Source organism: Bacteroidota bacterium (assembly GCA_030017895.1).
Taxonomy (GTDB): domain Bacteria; phylum Bacteroidota; class Ignavibacteria; order UBA10030; family BY39; genus JASEGV01.
This window is the reverse complement of record JASEGV010000040.1, coordinates 12,948-29,759: the sequence shown is the minus strand read 5'-3', so window position 1 is coordinate 29,759 and position 16,812 is coordinate 12,948. Positions and strand designations below refer to the sequence as shown.

Sequence of the window (16,812 nt, the reverse complement as noted above, 5' to 3'; positions counted from 1 at the left end):
ACTCCAGCGGAATTGTACTTCACTGTCGCATAGTCAAAGGATGTGCCTGAACCAAGACTCTCTCCCGTCACATAGACATTCCCTGAGCCGTCAAGTGCGATGGCGGTTGCATAGTCCCAACCATTCCCCGGACCATTATACCGCGCGACCCACTGCTCTACTCCAGCGGAATTGTACTTCACTGTCGCATAGTCAAAGGATGTGCCTGAACCAAAACTCTCTCCCGTCACATAGACATTCCCTGAGCCGTCAAGTGCGATGGCGTTTGCCCTATCATAAAAATTCCCCGGACCATTATACCGTGCGACCCACTGCTGAGCACCTGATGAATCGTACTTTATTGTTAGATAATCTTCATCGCTCGTACCTGTAACAAAGACGTTCCCCAATGAGTCAATCGCTGCCGCTTTTCCATAATCATCGGGGGACACAAGTCCGGAAGCATAGTTTGCCGTCCACTCCACAGCAGCCGAGTCGCAAGATGCTTGGGATTCCAGAAGATGCTGAGCGTGGCTTGAGGTGAGCGTTTGAGTCAGTTCCTGCGGCTTCCCGCCTATGGCGGGCTTACCTCGCTGCTCACGGGCGAGCGGCTCTCCCTTGTCATGCGGTCGCCCTCTCCCAACAAGTTCTTGCAGTCTCGGCGGGAGGTGCTGCAACCGAGCCGCATCGGGCAGGTCCCGGTCGTGGTGTCGCCGCTTATCAGCCAGCCGGGAATCTCCGTCATGTCTGTGCGGAGGCAATAAAAGTTCTCTGGGGTCTCCCCGTCGGTCTGGTTTCTCCGGCAATGACTGTGCGTACATGCGAGTAAAACCACCGATAATCAGAGAGATGAGCAAAAGATGTAGTGCGTGTTTCATAGTATCTCCTTAATTGTTGTAAATATTGTCCCGTATTAACGGGATAAACTGTATTTATTTATTTATTTTTCTTATTTAACTGAAGTTACGCAAAAGAGTCATTCTGATCCCGCTCGTAGAGCGGGAGAAGAATCTGAAACCTCAAATTCAGGCTATTTTTAGATGTTTCGCTTCGCTCAACCTGACAAAAAGTCAATTCTGCGTAACTTCAGTTATTTAAGCAATTTTTGTTTATCATACTTAAGTATATGTTCGTCTGTCGTTTTCAGTTTATTTTATTTCCCGAAACTGTCGCTAACCTGGTCAAGCGTATTAAACCTAATCCGAATCATCTCCGCTTTATCTTTCAAGAGCAAAATGTTTTTTTCTTTACTGGATATAATATCTTTTAATAAAATTTCAACATCAGGATAATCGCACTCTTCAGAAAATATTTTTAAATCCTGTATTGATTTTTCTTCCTGTGCAATTGCTATATCGAGGGCTTTACATAAGCCCTTACAGGTATGTTCACATAAAGTTTGCATATCCACCTCAATTAATTGATAAATTATCAACCAAACTTTTACCACTGTTCAATGCCGATTCATTCAACGGTATCAAATGATGGTAACGGTCGGGTAAAACTTTTTCCAAAACTTCCAACACTGCCTTAAAAGATACAATATTTTTAACTCCAAGCAAACCGCCTAACATCACCATATTCATAATCTTCATATTCTGTAATTTATTTGCTTCATCGCTTGCGGGGATCGGGATAATATTTATATCCGATCGGGTCGGAGGTTTTATAATGTTAGTGCTTTCATATATAATTGTTCCACCCGGTTTTACGTGGGCTTCAAACTTATCGACAGACGGCTGATTGAGAGCAACTACTATGTCGAAAGTAGAAATAATGGGTGAACTAATTTTTTTATCAGAAACAATTACTATACAGTTGGCAGTTCCACCACGCATTTCTGGACCATACGAAGGCATCCATGTTACAACTTTACCTTCGACTAATGCAGCATAAGCGAGAACTTGTCCCATTGATAGAACACCTTGCCCGCCAAATCCGGAAAAAACCATTTCGTATGTCATAATTATGCTTCCTTTCCGCCTTCGGCAGATTTTATAATTTTTTTCTCTACAAGTTTTCCGTCAACTTTAATATCGCCCGGTGGATAAAACGGGAACATATTATCTTCAATCCATTTGTTCGATTCGAGCGGTGTCATTTTCCAACCCGATGGACAATTCGATACAATCTCCACCAAACAAGTTCCCTTCTTTTCCATTTGATATTTGAAAGCTTTCTCAAGCGATTTTTTGAAATGCCGGACTGCCGTTGGAGTATGAACTGCCTGTCGTGTTACATAATGAGTTCCGGGTAAAGCGGCAACCGTTTCGGTAATTTTAAAAGGATATCCTTGAGTATGAATTTCTCTCCCTTCGGGCGTTGTGCTTGTAACCATACCGACTAAAGAAGTGGGCGCCATTTGTCCGCCAGTCATTCCGTAAATTCCGTTATTAATAAAAATAATTAAAAAGTTTTCGCCGCGGTTGCAAGCGTGTATTGTTTCGGCAGTTCCGATTGCTGCCAAATCGCCGTCGCCCTGATAAGTAAACACGAGGTTCTCAGGTAAATATCTTTTAATTCCGGTAGCAACTGCAGTGGCGCGTCCGTGTGCAGCTTCGTGCATATCTATGTCCATGTAATGATAAGCCAAGACTGAACAACCAACCGGTGCAACACCGATTGTTTTATCCTGAATTTTCATTTCCTGTATAACTTCCATAAGTACTTTATGAATCACACCATGAGCACAACCTGGACAGTAGTGCATACGAACATCGGACAGTGTTCCGGGTTTTTCCCAAACTACTTCCATATCTTCCAATAAAACATCTTCTCTATTTGTCATAATTTATTTTCTCCTCTACATCATCTTTTTTAGTTTATCTACAATTTCTTCGGGCGATGGAATGATGCCACCCATACGTCCATAGAACTCAACCGGAATTTTTCCCGATACAGCCAGACGCACATCTTCCAACATCTGACCTGCATTCATCTCCACGACTACTGCCCCTTTTAATTTATCGGCTAATTGGTTTATCGCATCGTACGGAAATGGATAGAGTGTGATTGGGCGGAGGAAACCAACTTTAATTCCCTGCTGCCGGGCAAGTTCCATAGCTTTCTGACAAATGCGTGATGACAAACCGAAAGCAATTAAAATTAAATCGGCATCTTCGGTATTTATAACTTCATAACGGACTTCATTTTTTTCGATAGTCCGGTATTTCGCCTGTAATCTGAGATTAATTTTTTCCATCTCCTCCGATTGTATGTGGAGAGAAGTAATTACATTGGCTGCACGGTCGGGCGTTTTTCCAGTTGTTGCCCAAGGTTTCAGAGACCTGTGTTCTTTTACATCATAATCAGGGAACACAACTTTTTCCATCATCTGTCCTAAAGCACCATCAGAAAGAATTAGTACAGGGTTGCGATACTTTTCAGCAAGGTCGAATCCTAAATAAACAAAGTCAGCCATTTCTTGAACGCTATCGGGAGCAAGCACAATGAGATGATAATCGCCGTGACCGCCACCTTTAACTGCTTGAAAATAATCGCCCTGCGAAGGTTGGATAGTGCCAAGACCTGGACCACCACGACTGATGTTTACTAATAGACACGGAAGTTCGGCTGCTGCAATATATGATAAACCTTCCTGCATTAAACTTATTCCAGGGCCCGATGATGAGGTCATAGCACGCGCACCTGCACCTGCAGCGCCATAAATCATATTAATAGCTGCAATCTCACTTTCGACTTGCATAACAATGACATTGCGTTTTCTCCCTTGGTCGGCAAGGTATTCAATAATTTCGGATTGTGGAGTAATCGGATAACCAAAGTAGCAATCACAGCCTGCCCTTATCGCTGCTTCTGCGGCTGCTTCATTTCCTTTCATCAATCTTATTTCACTCATAGTTCCAATTTCCCTTCTCCGTTTGCAACTTCGGGATTATTAATTGTAATTCGAATATTTTCTTTCACGTCTTTGATTGTAGCAACCGGTACTTTTTCTTTTTTCTTTGAGGTTCGATAAACTGTAATAACTGCATCGGGACAAACTAGCGCACAATTAATACATCCAGTACAGTTATCCTGAATTAAAACAGCATAATGGTAACCTTTTGTGTTTATACCTTTCGACATTTCGAGACTGCCCTGAGGGCAAGCTTCGATGCAAAGTTCGCAACCTTTACAAGTCTCGATATCAATTCCTACAGTGCCTTTAACAGCCATATATATTCCTTATAATTTTTCTTAAAGTAAAGTTATTTATCAAAATTTCCTAATCAATAGTTTGGGCGTCGTGCACAGCCATTGCAGTGATATTAACAATATCTTGAACATCGTTACCGGGGATGAGCAGATAAACCGGTTTGCGTATACCTAACAGTATCGGACCGACTGCGGTAGCTCCACCTAACCGCGCAAGTAGTTTATACGCTATATTTGCCGATGTAAGTCCGGGACAAATTAAAACGTTCGCACCACCTTTTAGCGTGCTGAACGGATAAATTTCGTTTACAATTTCAGGAACAACTGCCGTATCGGCTTGCATTTCACCGTCGATAATTAGATCCGGCATTTTTTGCCTGACGATTTCGACTGCTTTCCTAACCTTTGTTACAATCGGATGATTGCTATTGCCAAAGTTACTGAAAGAGAGCATTGCAACTTTCGGTTCGATCTCGTACTCCTTAACTTTCTCAGCAGTCAGGATTGCGATTTGTGCGAGCTGTTCTGCTGTAGGTTCAATGTTAATTGTTGCATCCGCAATAAAGATAGTCTGATTTTTGAAAATCATCATATAAAGTCCGGCTACTACATCAGTATCGTCCCGATGTCCTATTATTTGCAGAGCCGGACGAACGGTTTCAGGATAATGCTGAGTTAGTCCCGATATCAAACCATCAGCATCACCTTCACGCACCATCATCATACCATAGTAGTTTTCAATTTTCATTAACCTTTCAGCATCAAAGTGTGTGGCGCCTTTTCGATTCCGGTATTCGTAATACTTGGCTACGTATTCACTATATTTTTTAGATTCAACAGGGTTGATAATTTCGATTCCATCTAAATTCGCATGAATTTCTTTTGCTTTCTGTTTGATAATTTTCGGGTCGCCCAACAATATGGGCTGAGCAATATTTTCGTCAAGAACAATTTGTGCGGCGCGTAAAATTTTCGCTTCTTCGCCTTCCGGGAATACAATTTTCTTTGGCGATTTTTTTGCTTTATGAATAAAACCACGCATAACTTCGCGTGACTTTCCTAACCGGGCTTCTAAATAATCTTTGTAAGCTTCAAAATCTTTTATTTCTACACGTGCTACGCCACTTTCCATTGCAGCTTTAGCAACTTCGGGAGCTTCCCACAATAGAACACGGGGATCGAGCGGTTTAGGAATAATATAATCTTTACCGAATTCGATTTTCTCTCCGCCATAAGCGCGGATCACAGCATCGGGAACGTCTTCCTTAGCTAACTTTGCAAGCGACATTGCTGCTGCAATTTTCATTCTGTCATTAATTTGTGTCGCCCGAACATCGAGCGCCCCACGGAAAATGAACGGAAAACCGAGAACATTATTCACTTGATTTGGGAAATCGGATCGTCCAGTTCCCATAATTATGTCGTCGCGTGCATCCAGTGCATCCGGATATGTTATCTCCGGATCGGGGTTTGCCATAGCAAATACTATCGCTTTATCTGCCATCGATTTTACCATCGCTTTTGTTACAAGGTCTTTTACAGACACTCCACAGAATACATCAGCTCCTTTCATCGCGTCGGCAAGTGTTCTATCTTCTGTATCGACAGCAAAGTATTCTTTGTACTTGTTCATACCATCTTTCCGACCGACATAAACAACACCTTTCGTATCAACTAATCGAATGTTTTTATGTTTTACACCGAGCGTTTCGTAAAACTTCGCACAAGCAATTCCCGATGCACCCGCACCGCTGAACACAACTTTTATCTCATCGATTTTTTTACCCACAATTTCGAGCGCATTTAACAGTGCAGCACCGCTGATGATTGCTGTTCCGTGTTGGTCATCGTGGAATACCGGAATGTTCATTATCTTTTTTAACTCTTCTTCAATCTCGAAACATTCAGGAGCTTTAATATCTTCAAGGTTGATCCCACCAAAAGTCGGTTCTAACATTTTAACACATTTTATAATTTCTTTCGGGTCGTGCGAATCGATTTCGATATCGAAAACATCTATGTCAGCAAATCTTTTAAAAAGAATTCCCTTCCCTTCCATAACAGGTTTACCAGCGATGGCACCGATATCGCCTAAACCTAATACTGCTGTGCCGTTACTTATAACTGCTACTAAGTTTCCTTTTGCAGTGTATAAAAAAGCATCTTCTGGATTACGATAAATTTCCATACACGGTTCTGCGACACCGGGAGAATAAGCGAGCGAGAGATCGCGTTGGGTTGAACAGGATTTAGTTGATATAACTTCTATTTTCCCGGGACGACCTTGTGAGTGATAATCGAGTGCATCTTGTTTGCGTATCATAATAGTTTACCTTTTATTTTTTTAATATTCTGATTATTGTATGGTTCTAAAAAATTAAAAGAATGTCGAATATTGAATATCAAATTTTGAATTTTGAAGTAAATTTCTACTTCGCCCTTCAACACACGTTTTTCATTATTCATTACTAGAACCACCCTAAAGTAAGAACCGATTATACTTAAAATTGTTGTATATAATGATGAGAGGAACAACTATCACATTGATAAATTGCGGGGTTTCAAAATGAGTTGAATAATTAACACATTTTCCGATACAAAACTAATGAAAATATTATTGATATGCAAAAACCATTGCATAGATTATCCATATAACCATACTGAAACCGAGTAACAGTGCAGTCCACCCAAATATTTTAATCCCTCTGATAACAATGGGGGGATAAGGATCGACTAAATACTTATCTAATTCACCTTTTTTCATTATTTCTTCATATTCAGCAGGTCTATCGATTTTAAACTCCTCAAGCGGGATTCTTCCGGTGAAAATACAAATATCCATCGGAAATTTTTCAGGTCGTAAGTGTGTATTAAAAAAGTGAACTGTAAAAATAAAACCTGTCGCTAATAATGCTTCATCGCTGTGAATTATTGTAGCGATGTTTATTACCTCGCCGGGTAAAATAAGTGTAAAAATTTCGGGAAACCACAGAATTAAACCTGTTGATCCAATTACTATCATTCCCCAAAACACAGCAAAATAATCGAATTTTTCCCAATAAGTCCAACGTCCATAATTTGGTCGAGGTCCTAACCATAAGAACCACTTCAGAGACCCGAAAAAATCTTTGAAGTCTTTTTTTGTAGGTAGCATTGTATTGGGACCGAGAAGTAAATTTTTCATTGAACCGTATTCTTTACGTTTTCGTCTAAATAAATCAATGATGTGTGCGGCAAAAATTCCAAAAAGAAAAACGGCAGCAGTGCGGTGAATAAGCCCCGCACCTTCGAAACCTCCAAAAACCATAGCCATAAATACTGCCCATCCGGTATATGAAAATTTTAAAGTCATACCTGTTAGTGCAAGACTGATAAAACTGACGATCATTACGATATGTAACAGGCGATTGAAGCGTGTAAAACGAATGACTTGTTTTTCGTTTTTATCTATGTATTCGTTATCTAAAAGTTTGCTAATCATTTTTCTTTTCCTTTTCAGATTGGTTGTTATCGCCGCTATCTGAAATTTTTTGATGAAGCTTCTTCATCTCACGACGCATTTGCAGTGCGCGTGGAATCCACATCAAAGTATGGATGCCTCCCAGTACAAAAGTTGTTATGAGCAAACCTGTCATCCCCCAGAAAGTCCAAAACAACCATGGATATTTTTCAGGGTCGTGATGGGTTGCGTGAGTTAGATAACCAGCAAAACGTCTGTTCGCTCCCGGGTGGCACTCCTGACAAGTTTTAACTACATTCTCACGACTTAAGCGGGAACGTGAATCTGTAACCGGGAAAATATCGTGAGCCCCGTGGCAATCGTAACATTTAGCAGTTTTAACATAACCAAGCCGCGAAACCTTGCCGTGATAAGTATCGAAATAGGTTTTAGCGATATCCTGATGGCATCGCCCGCATCGCTTCATTATGTCCAACATAAACCCTTCTTTATCAGCACGCGTTATAGTGTGGGCAGTATGACAGTCGCGGCAAGTTGGTAAATCTTTTTTATCGACGTGCGATTTTTGTGAATGAATGCTCGATTCAAATTTTTCTTCTATGCCGTGATGACAACGTCCACAAGTTTTTGCAATATTGTCGTGATGGACACTCGATTGCGGATTATTAGCCGGCAATTCTTTGTGGGCTGTGTGGCAATCGGTACACATAGCAGTTACAACGAGCCCACTTTTTAGTAATCCTTTGCCGTGGATACTTTCAGAATAGTTTGAAATAATTTCGTGTTCGGGACCTGTGTAACGCATCGCAGCTTTCTTACCCTCCTGATGGCAGCGTGCACATAAGTTTGGAACGTTAGTCGGAAAGATGGGTGATTTCGAATCACGCTTTCCAAGAATTTTATGAGTTCCGTGGCACTCTTTGCAAGTAGGTGAATTCGGATCGTTCTTGGCAAAATATTCGCCGTGAGTACTTTTTTGATAGTCTTCAACTTGTTGAGCATGGCAGGATGCACAGTTCACTTTTGATTTGATGGTTTCGCAAGACCTTGTTTTTGAAGAACTTACCTCGGAGTGACATTGGCTGCAAGCAGTGCGATTGTGGCGGGAGTGCATCAGGTCGTCGGTTTTCACATTTAGCGAGCGACCGTCTTTTGCGGATTTGATTTCCGACTTTTCGTGACAGCCAAGACAATCACGGTCAGCCATTCCTTGGTCATAAAATACTTTACGAACCTTATGCGGCTGATGGCAGTCAACACATGCAGGAAGAACGTGCAACTGTTTTTCCCATAATTCGCCTTTGATTACTTTGCGGTGAACTTCTTCAATCTGCTTATGGCATTGTGCACAGGTATTCGCGATATTTTTTCGTGCGATAGTCGAACGTGAATCGGTGTGGGGTAAAATTTGATGGGCTGTATGGCACGATACGCAAGTAGCAGTTACAACTAATCCTTTCTTCAGTAATCCTTCGCCGTGCATACTTTCGGAATAATTTTCGAGAATGTTGCTCTGATGAATATTTCTTTGCCTTTGAACCGGCGATCCTTCTTTATGACATTTCCCACAAAGATATGGAATATGCAAAGGGTCAACTTGCGACTGAGGGTCTTTAGCCGGTAGGATGTCGTGGCTACTGTGACAATCTACGCAACTCGGAGCCAATTTATCGCCACGTTTTTCAGCTTTGCCGTGCAGGCATTCTGCATACAACTGTTGTTGTTTTGTATGACAGGAACCGCAATCGACTTTTGCTAAATTTTCATCGTGCGGAAATTCTTTTCCTCCAAGATCAGTATGACAGCTAATACATTCGAATTGACTATGGATTGAGTTAGCAAATTTCTTTTCGTTAAAATACAATGAGACGGTTTTACCCGCGCGTTTTTTCGTGAGCGTTGCATCACTATGGCAAGCTAAACATTCTACCGACTCCTGCGCCGATAAATTACTTCCAAACAGAAACAGTAGTCCTATAATAAAAAAGAATAAATTAAATAAAGATATTTTTTGACGATTCATTTATAATTTATTTTTTTATATTTTCAACCATATTTTCTTCATTAACTTCAGCAATCGCTTTTTGTTCTTCTCTTTTAATCCGTTCTAATTCAAGTGGATGTTCTTCTTCCATTTCAGTTTCAGTAATCGTTCCTTTGATCCAAGCCAAATTCATCGGATAAACATCCGGATTAAATATAATAAAATAAAAATGCCAAACGATTATCGACAAAGTTGCAAGCCATGCTTCGTAATAATGTATAGTTCGTGCAATATCCCATCCTAATTTAGTTAAAAGCCCCATGAAGGTATTGTCGAACCACAAAATGAAACCAGTAATGACCATAACAGCAGTGCCCCAAATTAGAGCCCAGTATTCACTTTTCTCGATGTAACTAAAACGGTCTAACTTTGGTTTTACTTGACTGAAACCGAAATTAAATTTAACGATGCCTATCGCATCTAAAATATCTTTACGAACCGGGAGCAAATCTTTAATGAGCTGTTTTCCTCGCGGAACAAAGAAAATATAATAAATATGGTATAAACTTGCTACTACCATCACGACAGCCGCAATTCGATGTAGAAGACCCCGAATCTCGAAAACCAACGGACTCACATCCCTAATAGGGACAACCCACCATGCATCGGGATACTTCAGCATAAATCCCGTAATGACCAGCAGAATAAAACTAATCATCAAACTTACATGTTGAATTCGTTCCGACAAACTCATTCTTAAGTAAAGCCTATGACTCACTTGGTGGTGAGCAATCAAACCACGCCGTGCCATTAATTGCCGTTTACCTTTTCTGAAAAAGTCGGCTACGTTGTGAACGAACATCCCGCCAACGACTGAAATAATTAAAATGATGTATGCTGTAGCAATGAAATACAGAATCGGTTCATCTTTCGATTCTACATTGATATGAACAGAACCTTTAGTAAAATTTTCGTTAGCTCCGGGATGGCAGCTTCCGCAAGTTTCAGCCAATTTTGCTTTGTGAGTTTTAGATGTAGAATCCTTTGAAGATTTTATATCGTGAAATCCATGACACGAGGCGCAGTTTGCAACTGTAACATCGCCCCCCTTACCTGCTAACCCGTGATAACTATCTGTAAAAGTGGAATACCGTTTACTTGCGATGCCATATTTTTCAGTTAGCTTTAAAGATTCGTGACAAGGCGTGCATACTTTGCCCGATACATTAATGGCTGCGATAGGAGATTTGGGATCATCGTGAGGTAATATCGTATGCTCACCGTGGCAATCTGTGCAACTTGCAGAAGCTGTGTTACCTTTGGCAAGAGCTTTACCGTGTGAGCTTTCGATATATATTTTTTCGACTTGGGTGTGACATTTTCCGCACGTGGTTGCGATATTTTGCTGCGAAACGAGTGCTGTGCGATCGCTCCCCTTCTTCATATCGTGAGCCCCGTGACAATCGCTGCATGTAGCTGCATTCATCTTTCCAGCTTTCAACGCTTGTCCGTGAACACTCATTTCATAACCCTTGATGAATTCTGCCGAAGGGCTTACGACTGCGCGAACATCGGGATTATCGAGATGACATTTCAGGCAGACTTCGGCTTCGTGGTCGCGACTAACATTCGACTCTTTACTGGTAATAGCTTTAATGGTATGTTCACCGTGGCAATCGGAACAGAAAGGTGCACCTTTTATTCCTGCGATGAGCGCTTTTCCATGGTCGGATTGTAGATAATGGTCAACAACATCTTTGTGGCAATTCCCACAAGTTTCGGCTTCGTGCTTGTGTCCTTCGGGTGTCCGGAGTTTTTCTAACGAAATAATGTTGTGGGTTCCATGACAATCTTTACATTTTGCACCACCTTTTGTTTTCGCATGCACACTCTTGGTATATAATCCAACCTTATCGCCATTATGGCAGGTTAAACAATTAACCGGTTTAATTTTTTTAGCGTGCGGAATATCGCCGGCATCAAAACCTTCGTGACAATTTACACAATCGAATTCAGCGTGGGGTGTTGTTGCTAATGTTTTTTTATCTACCCAAAGCGAAACTGATTTCCCTTTTTTGTCCATCGTTAATGTTTTATCGCTGTGGCAAGCTAAACAATCTTCCTTCGTTTGTGTAAAAACAAATGACGATAAACTAAAAGACGATATTATATAAAGTAGTAAGATATTGATAAATCTGAAATTTGAACGAGCCATAATAATTTAGTTAGTTTTTATTTTTTCTTCTAATAAAGCATTTATAACATTTGTCAGTTGATTAATATTTACAGGCTTGTAGAATAAAGCATCAACATGCTGGCGATATTTTTTTTCTAAATCTATATTTGAAAATTTATAAACATACAATAAAACGATAAAAAGATCCGGGTATTGAACTCTTGCATCACGTATTGATGGATAAACCGTTCCATCTGAAACAGGAGAATCAGCGATTACGAGATTTATGTTTTTGTCATTTATGATTTTCAGAAGTTCATCGATTGACGTTGTGAAATAAACTTCATACATAGATTGAAAGAGCAGCGCTAAGCTTTTGCAAAAATCAGAATCTCTGCTGAATATCAGAATTTTTTGTGGTATTTCATCTTCCATTATGCAAGTTAAAAACTCAATTATTATGCCATCGAAGAGTTCTCATATTTATTTCAAAAACTACGTTTCCATCTGTTTACGAGGTATTTATCTACAACCAAAATTAAATTATTCCAGGATTGAGAAAAAACGTATATGAATTTTTAAAAATGATAGAAATAAAAAAGTCGGAACCGTTGCCAGTTCCGACTTCTTTTAAAATAACTTATATATTTTTAATCAAATATTTTAGTTACAATAATATCATTTGATACTATTTGATGATTAGCATCTTCTTTACAGAAGAATAATTACCGGCAGTCATTTTATAAAGATATATTCCGCTGTAGACAGATTTTCCGAACGAATCTTTTCCATCCCATGCGATCGAGTAATAGCCAGCGTCGTGATGCTTATTCAGTAGTCGCACCACTTCTTGACCAATTGCATTGTAAATAATGATTGAAACATTACTTGCATTCGGTACTTGATACTTAATGCTGGTGCTTGGGTTAAACGGATTCGGATAATTTTGCTTTAATGAAAACTCAGTCGGTATTCCATTCGGCTCGTTTACATCTAAGAATAATATATCAGTTCCGGATGTTTGTCCCTTGTTGCCTGAGAAATCGAATCCGCGAACGACATAATAATAATGTGTAGCTTCAACAACATCGTTATCTACAAAAATATTATTTGTCGTAGTACCGATAGGTTGTGTAGATTCGAAATCGAATCCGGGTGTTGTTCCACGATAGATTGCATAGTAGTTTAAATCTGAATCTGTAGGTGGATCCCATTGGAGCCTAATTGCTGGTACAACAATACTTGCCGATAATCCAGATGGAGCAGTGGGAACAAGATTATCTACTGAATATCCGCTATCAACTCTTGACTCCGCTACTATTACATTATTAGTATCGTGAGCTGTAACCTTGAATTTTGTCCAAGACATTCCAGAGCTAACGGTCGAGTCGAATAGTGTCGGCACATTAACGGAATACAAATCTGAACCGGCTATAGGTGACCAACCAACGAAAGTCCAAACTTTTCCGGCAATGCTAAACTGATTTCCTTTAACGACTGTCGGTAGATATTTTTCGATATCTTTCCACGAATCGATTGCTACAATCTTCCCAATCTTAATTTCATCTTCTCTCCATATTCCATAGTTTCTTATCGGATTAATTGCATCACCTTCACCTGGGAACTTATACCACGCGACTTGGGCTTGCTTACCCTGATCGTTTGGAACATCTGTGATAGAGCCGATTTGACCTGCTAATCGAGAATAGAAAATAGCATCTAAACTTGTTTGCAACAAGCTAACTATATATTTAGGATTGTGGACACCATGCGAGCCATCGTACTTTACGTAAAGGTAATTCCAGAATGCCTTTTTCAGAAGAGTAGAATCTTTGCTTGCTGCAAGAGCTGTCCGGTTCACTGAGTCTAATCCAACTGGAGGTAGTAACTTCCCCAGTTTTTTCTTTAGTCCAGCGACTTCTGTCATAAAAGCTTCAATCGTTCCGTTTTTATCGTAGTCGTAGGATGCTTTTATCTGATCGAATTTTGTAATACCACTATGGCAAGATAAACAACCAGTAACGTTATCATAGGTTATCAATGTGTTAGGATCCGTATAGCTCATCGCCCAACTATGTTGTCCAATCTTGTCACGCGCAGCAGTGCCAGTATCTGGTGTTGCTGACATATGGCAACCGACGCAAGCGTTCTCAACATTCTGGTGGGCAATACTTGATGGTAATGTTGCACCAAATGTGTGACCGTTTTGTCCTAAGAAAATATCAGTCGTTCCTGCATAATGAGGACCCCAGGTGCTGGACATTGCGGTTTGAGTTATATATCTTTGTTCACCACGGCGATATTTATGGCAGTTAACGCAAGTTTTTCCGGAACCAAAATTGAAGCTTGAATAATTATAACCAGTCCCTAATGTATCCGATCCTGTTGGACCGGTGCGTAATCCCGTCGAATGCGGCTCATGACAGGTTTGGCATGTAATCTTGGTTTGTGCTATCTGACCATAGCCAACAGATGACCGATTATCAAAAGCTATTCCTTTTGTAAAATTCACGAAAGCCTGTCCATCGTGACAACGCACACAAGCATTTAAATTGTAGTTAGTACCCACTGGAGTAGTCCCTGTTGTTCTAAAAGAACTTGACCAAACAGGATCACTATGTCCTGAGTTTTCCCATTGTGCATAACGATTATGCCTCCAGGGTTCATCATGGCATTGGGCACAAACACCAGCACTCATAGTTTTTGGTTGTGTACCTGAACCAAAATGCGCTGTATTTTTGGGACCGTGGCAACTTTCACAAGTAATACCACCAACAAGACTCAACATTTTTTTGTCGGTTGTAAGTAGCGAGTCAAACAAATTAATTCTCCATGGCTTCCAATCGTTTTCTACAAAACCGACTGACGTTGCAATATCATCGAAACCTCCGTTAACGGCTGTAGTGTTTTTGTTATAACCGGTAGTGTGGCACTTGAAACAGCTTTCGCCCCAGTATGAACCAAGTTTTCCATTCATACCTTGTTCGAACATAGTTGCGTGTCCTGATGTTTTCCAAGGTGCATAAACAGTTGTTGCAGTAGCGCTGCCGGCATGACAACTTGCGCAATTAAAACCTGCACCGGCAACATCTTTCCAATTAGTACCTACATAGCTCGCTGCACTAATTACCTGAGTAACCGAATGTGTACCAAGTGCTGTAGTGATAGTTAATTGAACAGTGTAATCTCCAGTCATATCCGGACTGAAATTGGTGAGTTGGTTTGTAGTGGTTCCCAAATCGATGAGTGATCCAACTGGTTTTGAAGTTAGTTCCCAAAGATATGTTAAAGCAGGTTTATAAATAGTAGCACCGGACGTGTCCCAACCAGAAAGCCATGCCATTGTGCCTACGCCAATTGTGTTTAATCCTGTCGAAACATTATCCCAACTGTTTGGATTGGGCAATCCCATTTCGTTAAGGCGATGAATTGACATTGCCTCAATCTTTATTGCTGCCTTTTGGGATATTGCTATTTCGCTTAGAAAAAAATTGGCTAATATCACTAAAACAATTAGTTGAAATTTTTTCATATACGATCTCCTTTTTGTTTGTTTTTTTTATTGATTACGATTACACAATAATCATTAGATTATTGAAAATCAAGTATATAATATAAACATTTTCAAAATTTGTTTATTACCACATTTTTCCTGTTTTTTTATTGAAATTAAACGCTTTTTGAGTCATCTTTTTTCATCGGAATGCCAAATTCCTGTAAACGACGGTATAATGTTGAGGTGCTTATTTTGAGTGCTTCAGCTACCATCTCTTTGTCATAATCAAAGATATCCAGTATCCTGATGAGATAATTTTTTTCGAACTCTTTTAAAGCACTGTCCAAGCTTTGGATTGACTCTGTAGAATATTGGATTGTGTTTCGTACTATATTATCCGGAAGATCGTTGAGAGTTAACAGATCGGCGGAAGCAAAAATTAAGGCTCGTTCGACTGCATTTTCAAGTTCGCGGACTTCGCCTTTCCAGTTATTATTTATCAACGCACACATCGCTTTATTATCCGCACCTCGTACTAATTTGCCCAATTGCTTATTATACTTTTGTATGAAGTGTTGAACTAAAAGTGGTATGTCGTTTTTGCGTTCTGTTAAAGATGGAAGCTTGAGCTGAACAACATGCAAACGATAAAATAAATCTTCCCTAAATTGTCCAAGTTCGACCAATTCACTCAAATTTTTATTTGTGGATGCAATTATCCGAACATCTATACTTTGCGGAGTAGAATCACCAACAGAATAAATTTCTTTTTGTTCGATTGCGCGTAATAATTTAACTTGCAAATGGAGTGGTATTTCGCTTACCTCATCTAAGAATATTGTACCTTTATCGGCAACTTTAAACAAACCTACTTTATCAGAGGTTGCGCCGGTAAAAGCCCCTTTCCGATGCCCGAATAACTCGCTTTCGAATAATGTTTCAACCACGGCGCCGCAATTAATTGTTACAAATGGTTTAGCACTTCGTGGACCGTTATAATGGATTGCACGTGCTATCAATTCTTTTCCCGTACCGCTATTACCGTAAATTATTACATTGCCACACGACTTCGAAACACATTTCACCGTTTCGAAAAGTTTTTGCATTGCAGCACTCTTCCCTACAATATTATGAAAGTCGTACTGACGATTAACCTCAGTTCGTAAAAATATATTTTCTTGTGCTAACCGTTTTTGATTCGACAGTCTCTCTATTTTTATTATTAGATCGTCGAATTCAATCGGTTTGATTATATAATCGTAAGCGCCTCGCCGCAGCGCACCTATTGCGGTTTCGATAGAAGCGAAAGCAGTAATTATTATAACAAATGTCTCGGGAGTTGCTTGCAGAACTCTATCGAGTAATTCGGTGCCTTTCATTTCAGGCATTTCGATGTCGGTGATTATTATATCGAAAGGATTTTCTAAATGTTTTGCAAGTGCCTCCGCCCCGTCTGCAGCAGTGTCTACTAAATAATTCTCTTTTTGAAGTACAAACGAAATTGAGTCGCGAATTATCTCTTCGTCATCAGCAATTAATATTCGATCCGACATCTTTTT

At 40.0% G+C, this 16,812-nt stretch carries 13 protein-coding genes and 1 pseudogene; all 14 read right to left on the bottom strand.

Going from position 1 to position 16,812, the window contains the following annotated elements; all coding sequences use genetic code 11:
* Positions 1–857: SBBP repeat-containing protein (locus QME58_09020; protein MDI6803970.1), on the bottom strand; the 857-nt coding region annotated here is incomplete at its 3' end.
* 275 nt (positions 858–1,132) lie between these two features.
* Entirely contained in the window at positions 1,133–1,384 is a 252-nt protein-coding gene (locus QME58_09015) for a hypothetical protein (GenBank protein ID MDI6803969.1), read from the bottom strand.
* Positions 1,385–1,391: 7 nt separating this feature from the next.
* Entirely contained in the window at positions 1,392–1,943 is a 552-nt protein-coding gene (locus QME58_09010; protein MDI6803968.1) for a 2-oxoacid:acceptor oxidoreductase family protein, read from the bottom strand.
* Between the two features lie 2 nt (positions 1,944–1,945).
* A complete protein-coding gene (locus tag QME58_09005; protein ID MDI6803967.1) occupies positions 1,946–2,767 on the bottom strand; it encodes a thiamine pyrophosphate-dependent enzyme in 822 nt (273 codons plus the stop codon).
* A gap of 15 nt (positions 2,768–2,782) precedes the next feature.
* Positions 2,783–3,838 (bottom strand): 3-methyl-2-oxobutanoate dehydrogenase subunit VorB, encoded by a 1,056-nt coding sequence (locus tag QME58_09000; protein ID MDI6803966.1) that lies wholly within the window; start codon positions 3,836–3,838, stop codon positions 2,783–2,785.
* Between the two features lie 101 nt (positions 3,839–3,939).
* Positions 3,940–4,158: pseudogene (locus tag QME58_08995) on the bottom strand (4Fe-4S dicluster domain-containing protein).
* Positions 4,159–4,207: 49 nt separating this feature from the next.
* Positions 4,208–6,460, bottom strand: a complete 2,253-nt coding sequence (locus QME58_08990) for an NADP-dependent malic enzyme (GenBank protein MDI6803965.1) — start codon at positions 6,458–6,460, stop codon at positions 4,208–4,210.
* Complete coding sequence (locus QME58_08985) at positions 6,457–6,603, bottom strand: hypothetical protein (GenBank protein ID MDI6803964.1); 147 nt, start codon at positions 6,601–6,603, stop codon at positions 6,457–6,459. Before QME58_08985 ends, QME58_08990 begins: the two co-directional genes overlap by 4 nt.
* A 148-nt stretch (positions 6,604–6,751) precedes the next feature.
* Entirely contained in the window at positions 6,752–7,618 is an 867-nt protein-coding gene (locus QME58_08980) for a hypothetical protein (GenBank protein MDI6803963.1), read from the bottom strand.
* Complete coding sequence (locus QME58_08975; GenBank protein MDI6803962.1) at positions 7,611–9,620, bottom strand: cytochrome c3 family protein; 2,010 nt, start codon at positions 9,618–9,620, stop codon at positions 7,611–7,613. Before QME58_08975 ends, QME58_08980 begins: the two co-directional genes overlap by 8 nt.
* A gap of 7 nt (positions 9,621–9,627) precedes the next feature.
* Positions 9,628–11,796, bottom strand: a complete 2,169-nt coding sequence (locus QME58_08970; GenBank protein MDI6803961.1) for a cytochrome b/b6 domain-containing protein — start codon at positions 11,794–11,796, stop codon at positions 9,628–9,630.
* Positions 11,797–11,802: 6 nt separating this feature from the next.
* Positions 11,803–12,192: a hypothetical protein gene (locus tag QME58_08965; protein MDI6803960.1), complete on the bottom strand. Its 390-nt coding sequence runs from the start codon at positions 12,190–12,192 to the stop codon at positions 11,803–11,805.
* A 253-nt stretch (positions 12,193–12,445) separates the two neighbouring features.
* Positions 12,446–15,289: an ammonia-forming cytochrome c nitrite reductase subunit c552 gene (locus QME58_08960; GenBank protein ID MDI6803959.1), complete on the bottom strand. Its 2,844-nt coding sequence runs from the start codon at positions 15,287–15,289 to the stop codon at positions 12,446–12,448.
* 137 nt (positions 15,290–15,426) lie between these two features.
* The gene (locus tag QME58_08955) at positions 15,427–16,806 is read right to left on the bottom strand and encodes a sigma-54 dependent transcriptional regulator (protein ID MDI6803958.1); all 1,380 of its coding nucleotides are present in this window, start codon (positions 16,804–16,806) and stop codon (positions 15,427–15,429) included.
* Positions 16,807–16,812: the final 6 nt, after the last annotated feature.

Coding starts and splice junctions, on each gene's coding strand:
- QME58_09015 (MDI6803969.1), bottom strand. CDS start 1,384: ATGCAAACTTTATGTGAACATACCTGTAAGGGCTTATGTAAAGCCCTC.
- QME58_09010 (MDI6803968.1), bottom strand. CDS start 1,943: ATGACATACGAAATGGTTTTTTCCGGATTTGGCGGGCAAGGTGTTCTA.
- QME58_09005 (MDI6803967.1), bottom strand. CDS start 2,767: ATGACAAATAGAGAAGATGTTTTATTGGAAGATATGGAAGTAGTTTGG.
- QME58_09000 (MDI6803966.1), bottom strand. CDS start 3,838: ATGAGTGAAATAAGATTGATGAAAGGAAATGAAGCAGCCGCAGAAGCA.
- QME58_08990 (MDI6803965.1), bottom strand. CDS start 6,460: ATGATACGCAAACAAGATGCACTCGATTATCACTCACAAGGTCGTCCC.
- QME58_08985 (MDI6803964.1), bottom strand. CDS start 6,603: ATGAATAATGAAAAACGTGTGTTGAAGGGCGAAGTAGAAATTTACTTC.
- QME58_08980 (MDI6803963.1), bottom strand. CDS start 7,618: ATGATTAGCAAACTTTTAGATAACGAATACATAGATAAAAACGAAAAA.
- QME58_08975 (MDI6803962.1), bottom strand. CDS start 9,620: ATGAATCGTCAAAAAATATCTTTATTTAATTTATTCTTTTTTATTATA.
- QME58_08970 (MDI6803961.1), bottom strand. CDS start 11,796: ATGGCTCGTTCAAATTTCAGATTTATCAATATCTTACTACTTTATATA.
- QME58_08965 (MDI6803960.1), bottom strand. CDS start 12,192: ATGGAAGATGAAATACCACAAAAAATTCTGATATTCAGCAGAGATTCT.
- QME58_08960 (MDI6803959.1), bottom strand. CDS start 15,289: ATGAAAAAATTTCAACTAATTGTTTTAGTGATATTAGCCAATTTTTTT.
- QME58_08955 (MDI6803958.1), bottom strand. CDS start 16,806: ATGTCGGATCGAATATTAATTGCTGATGACGAAGAGATAATTCGCGAC.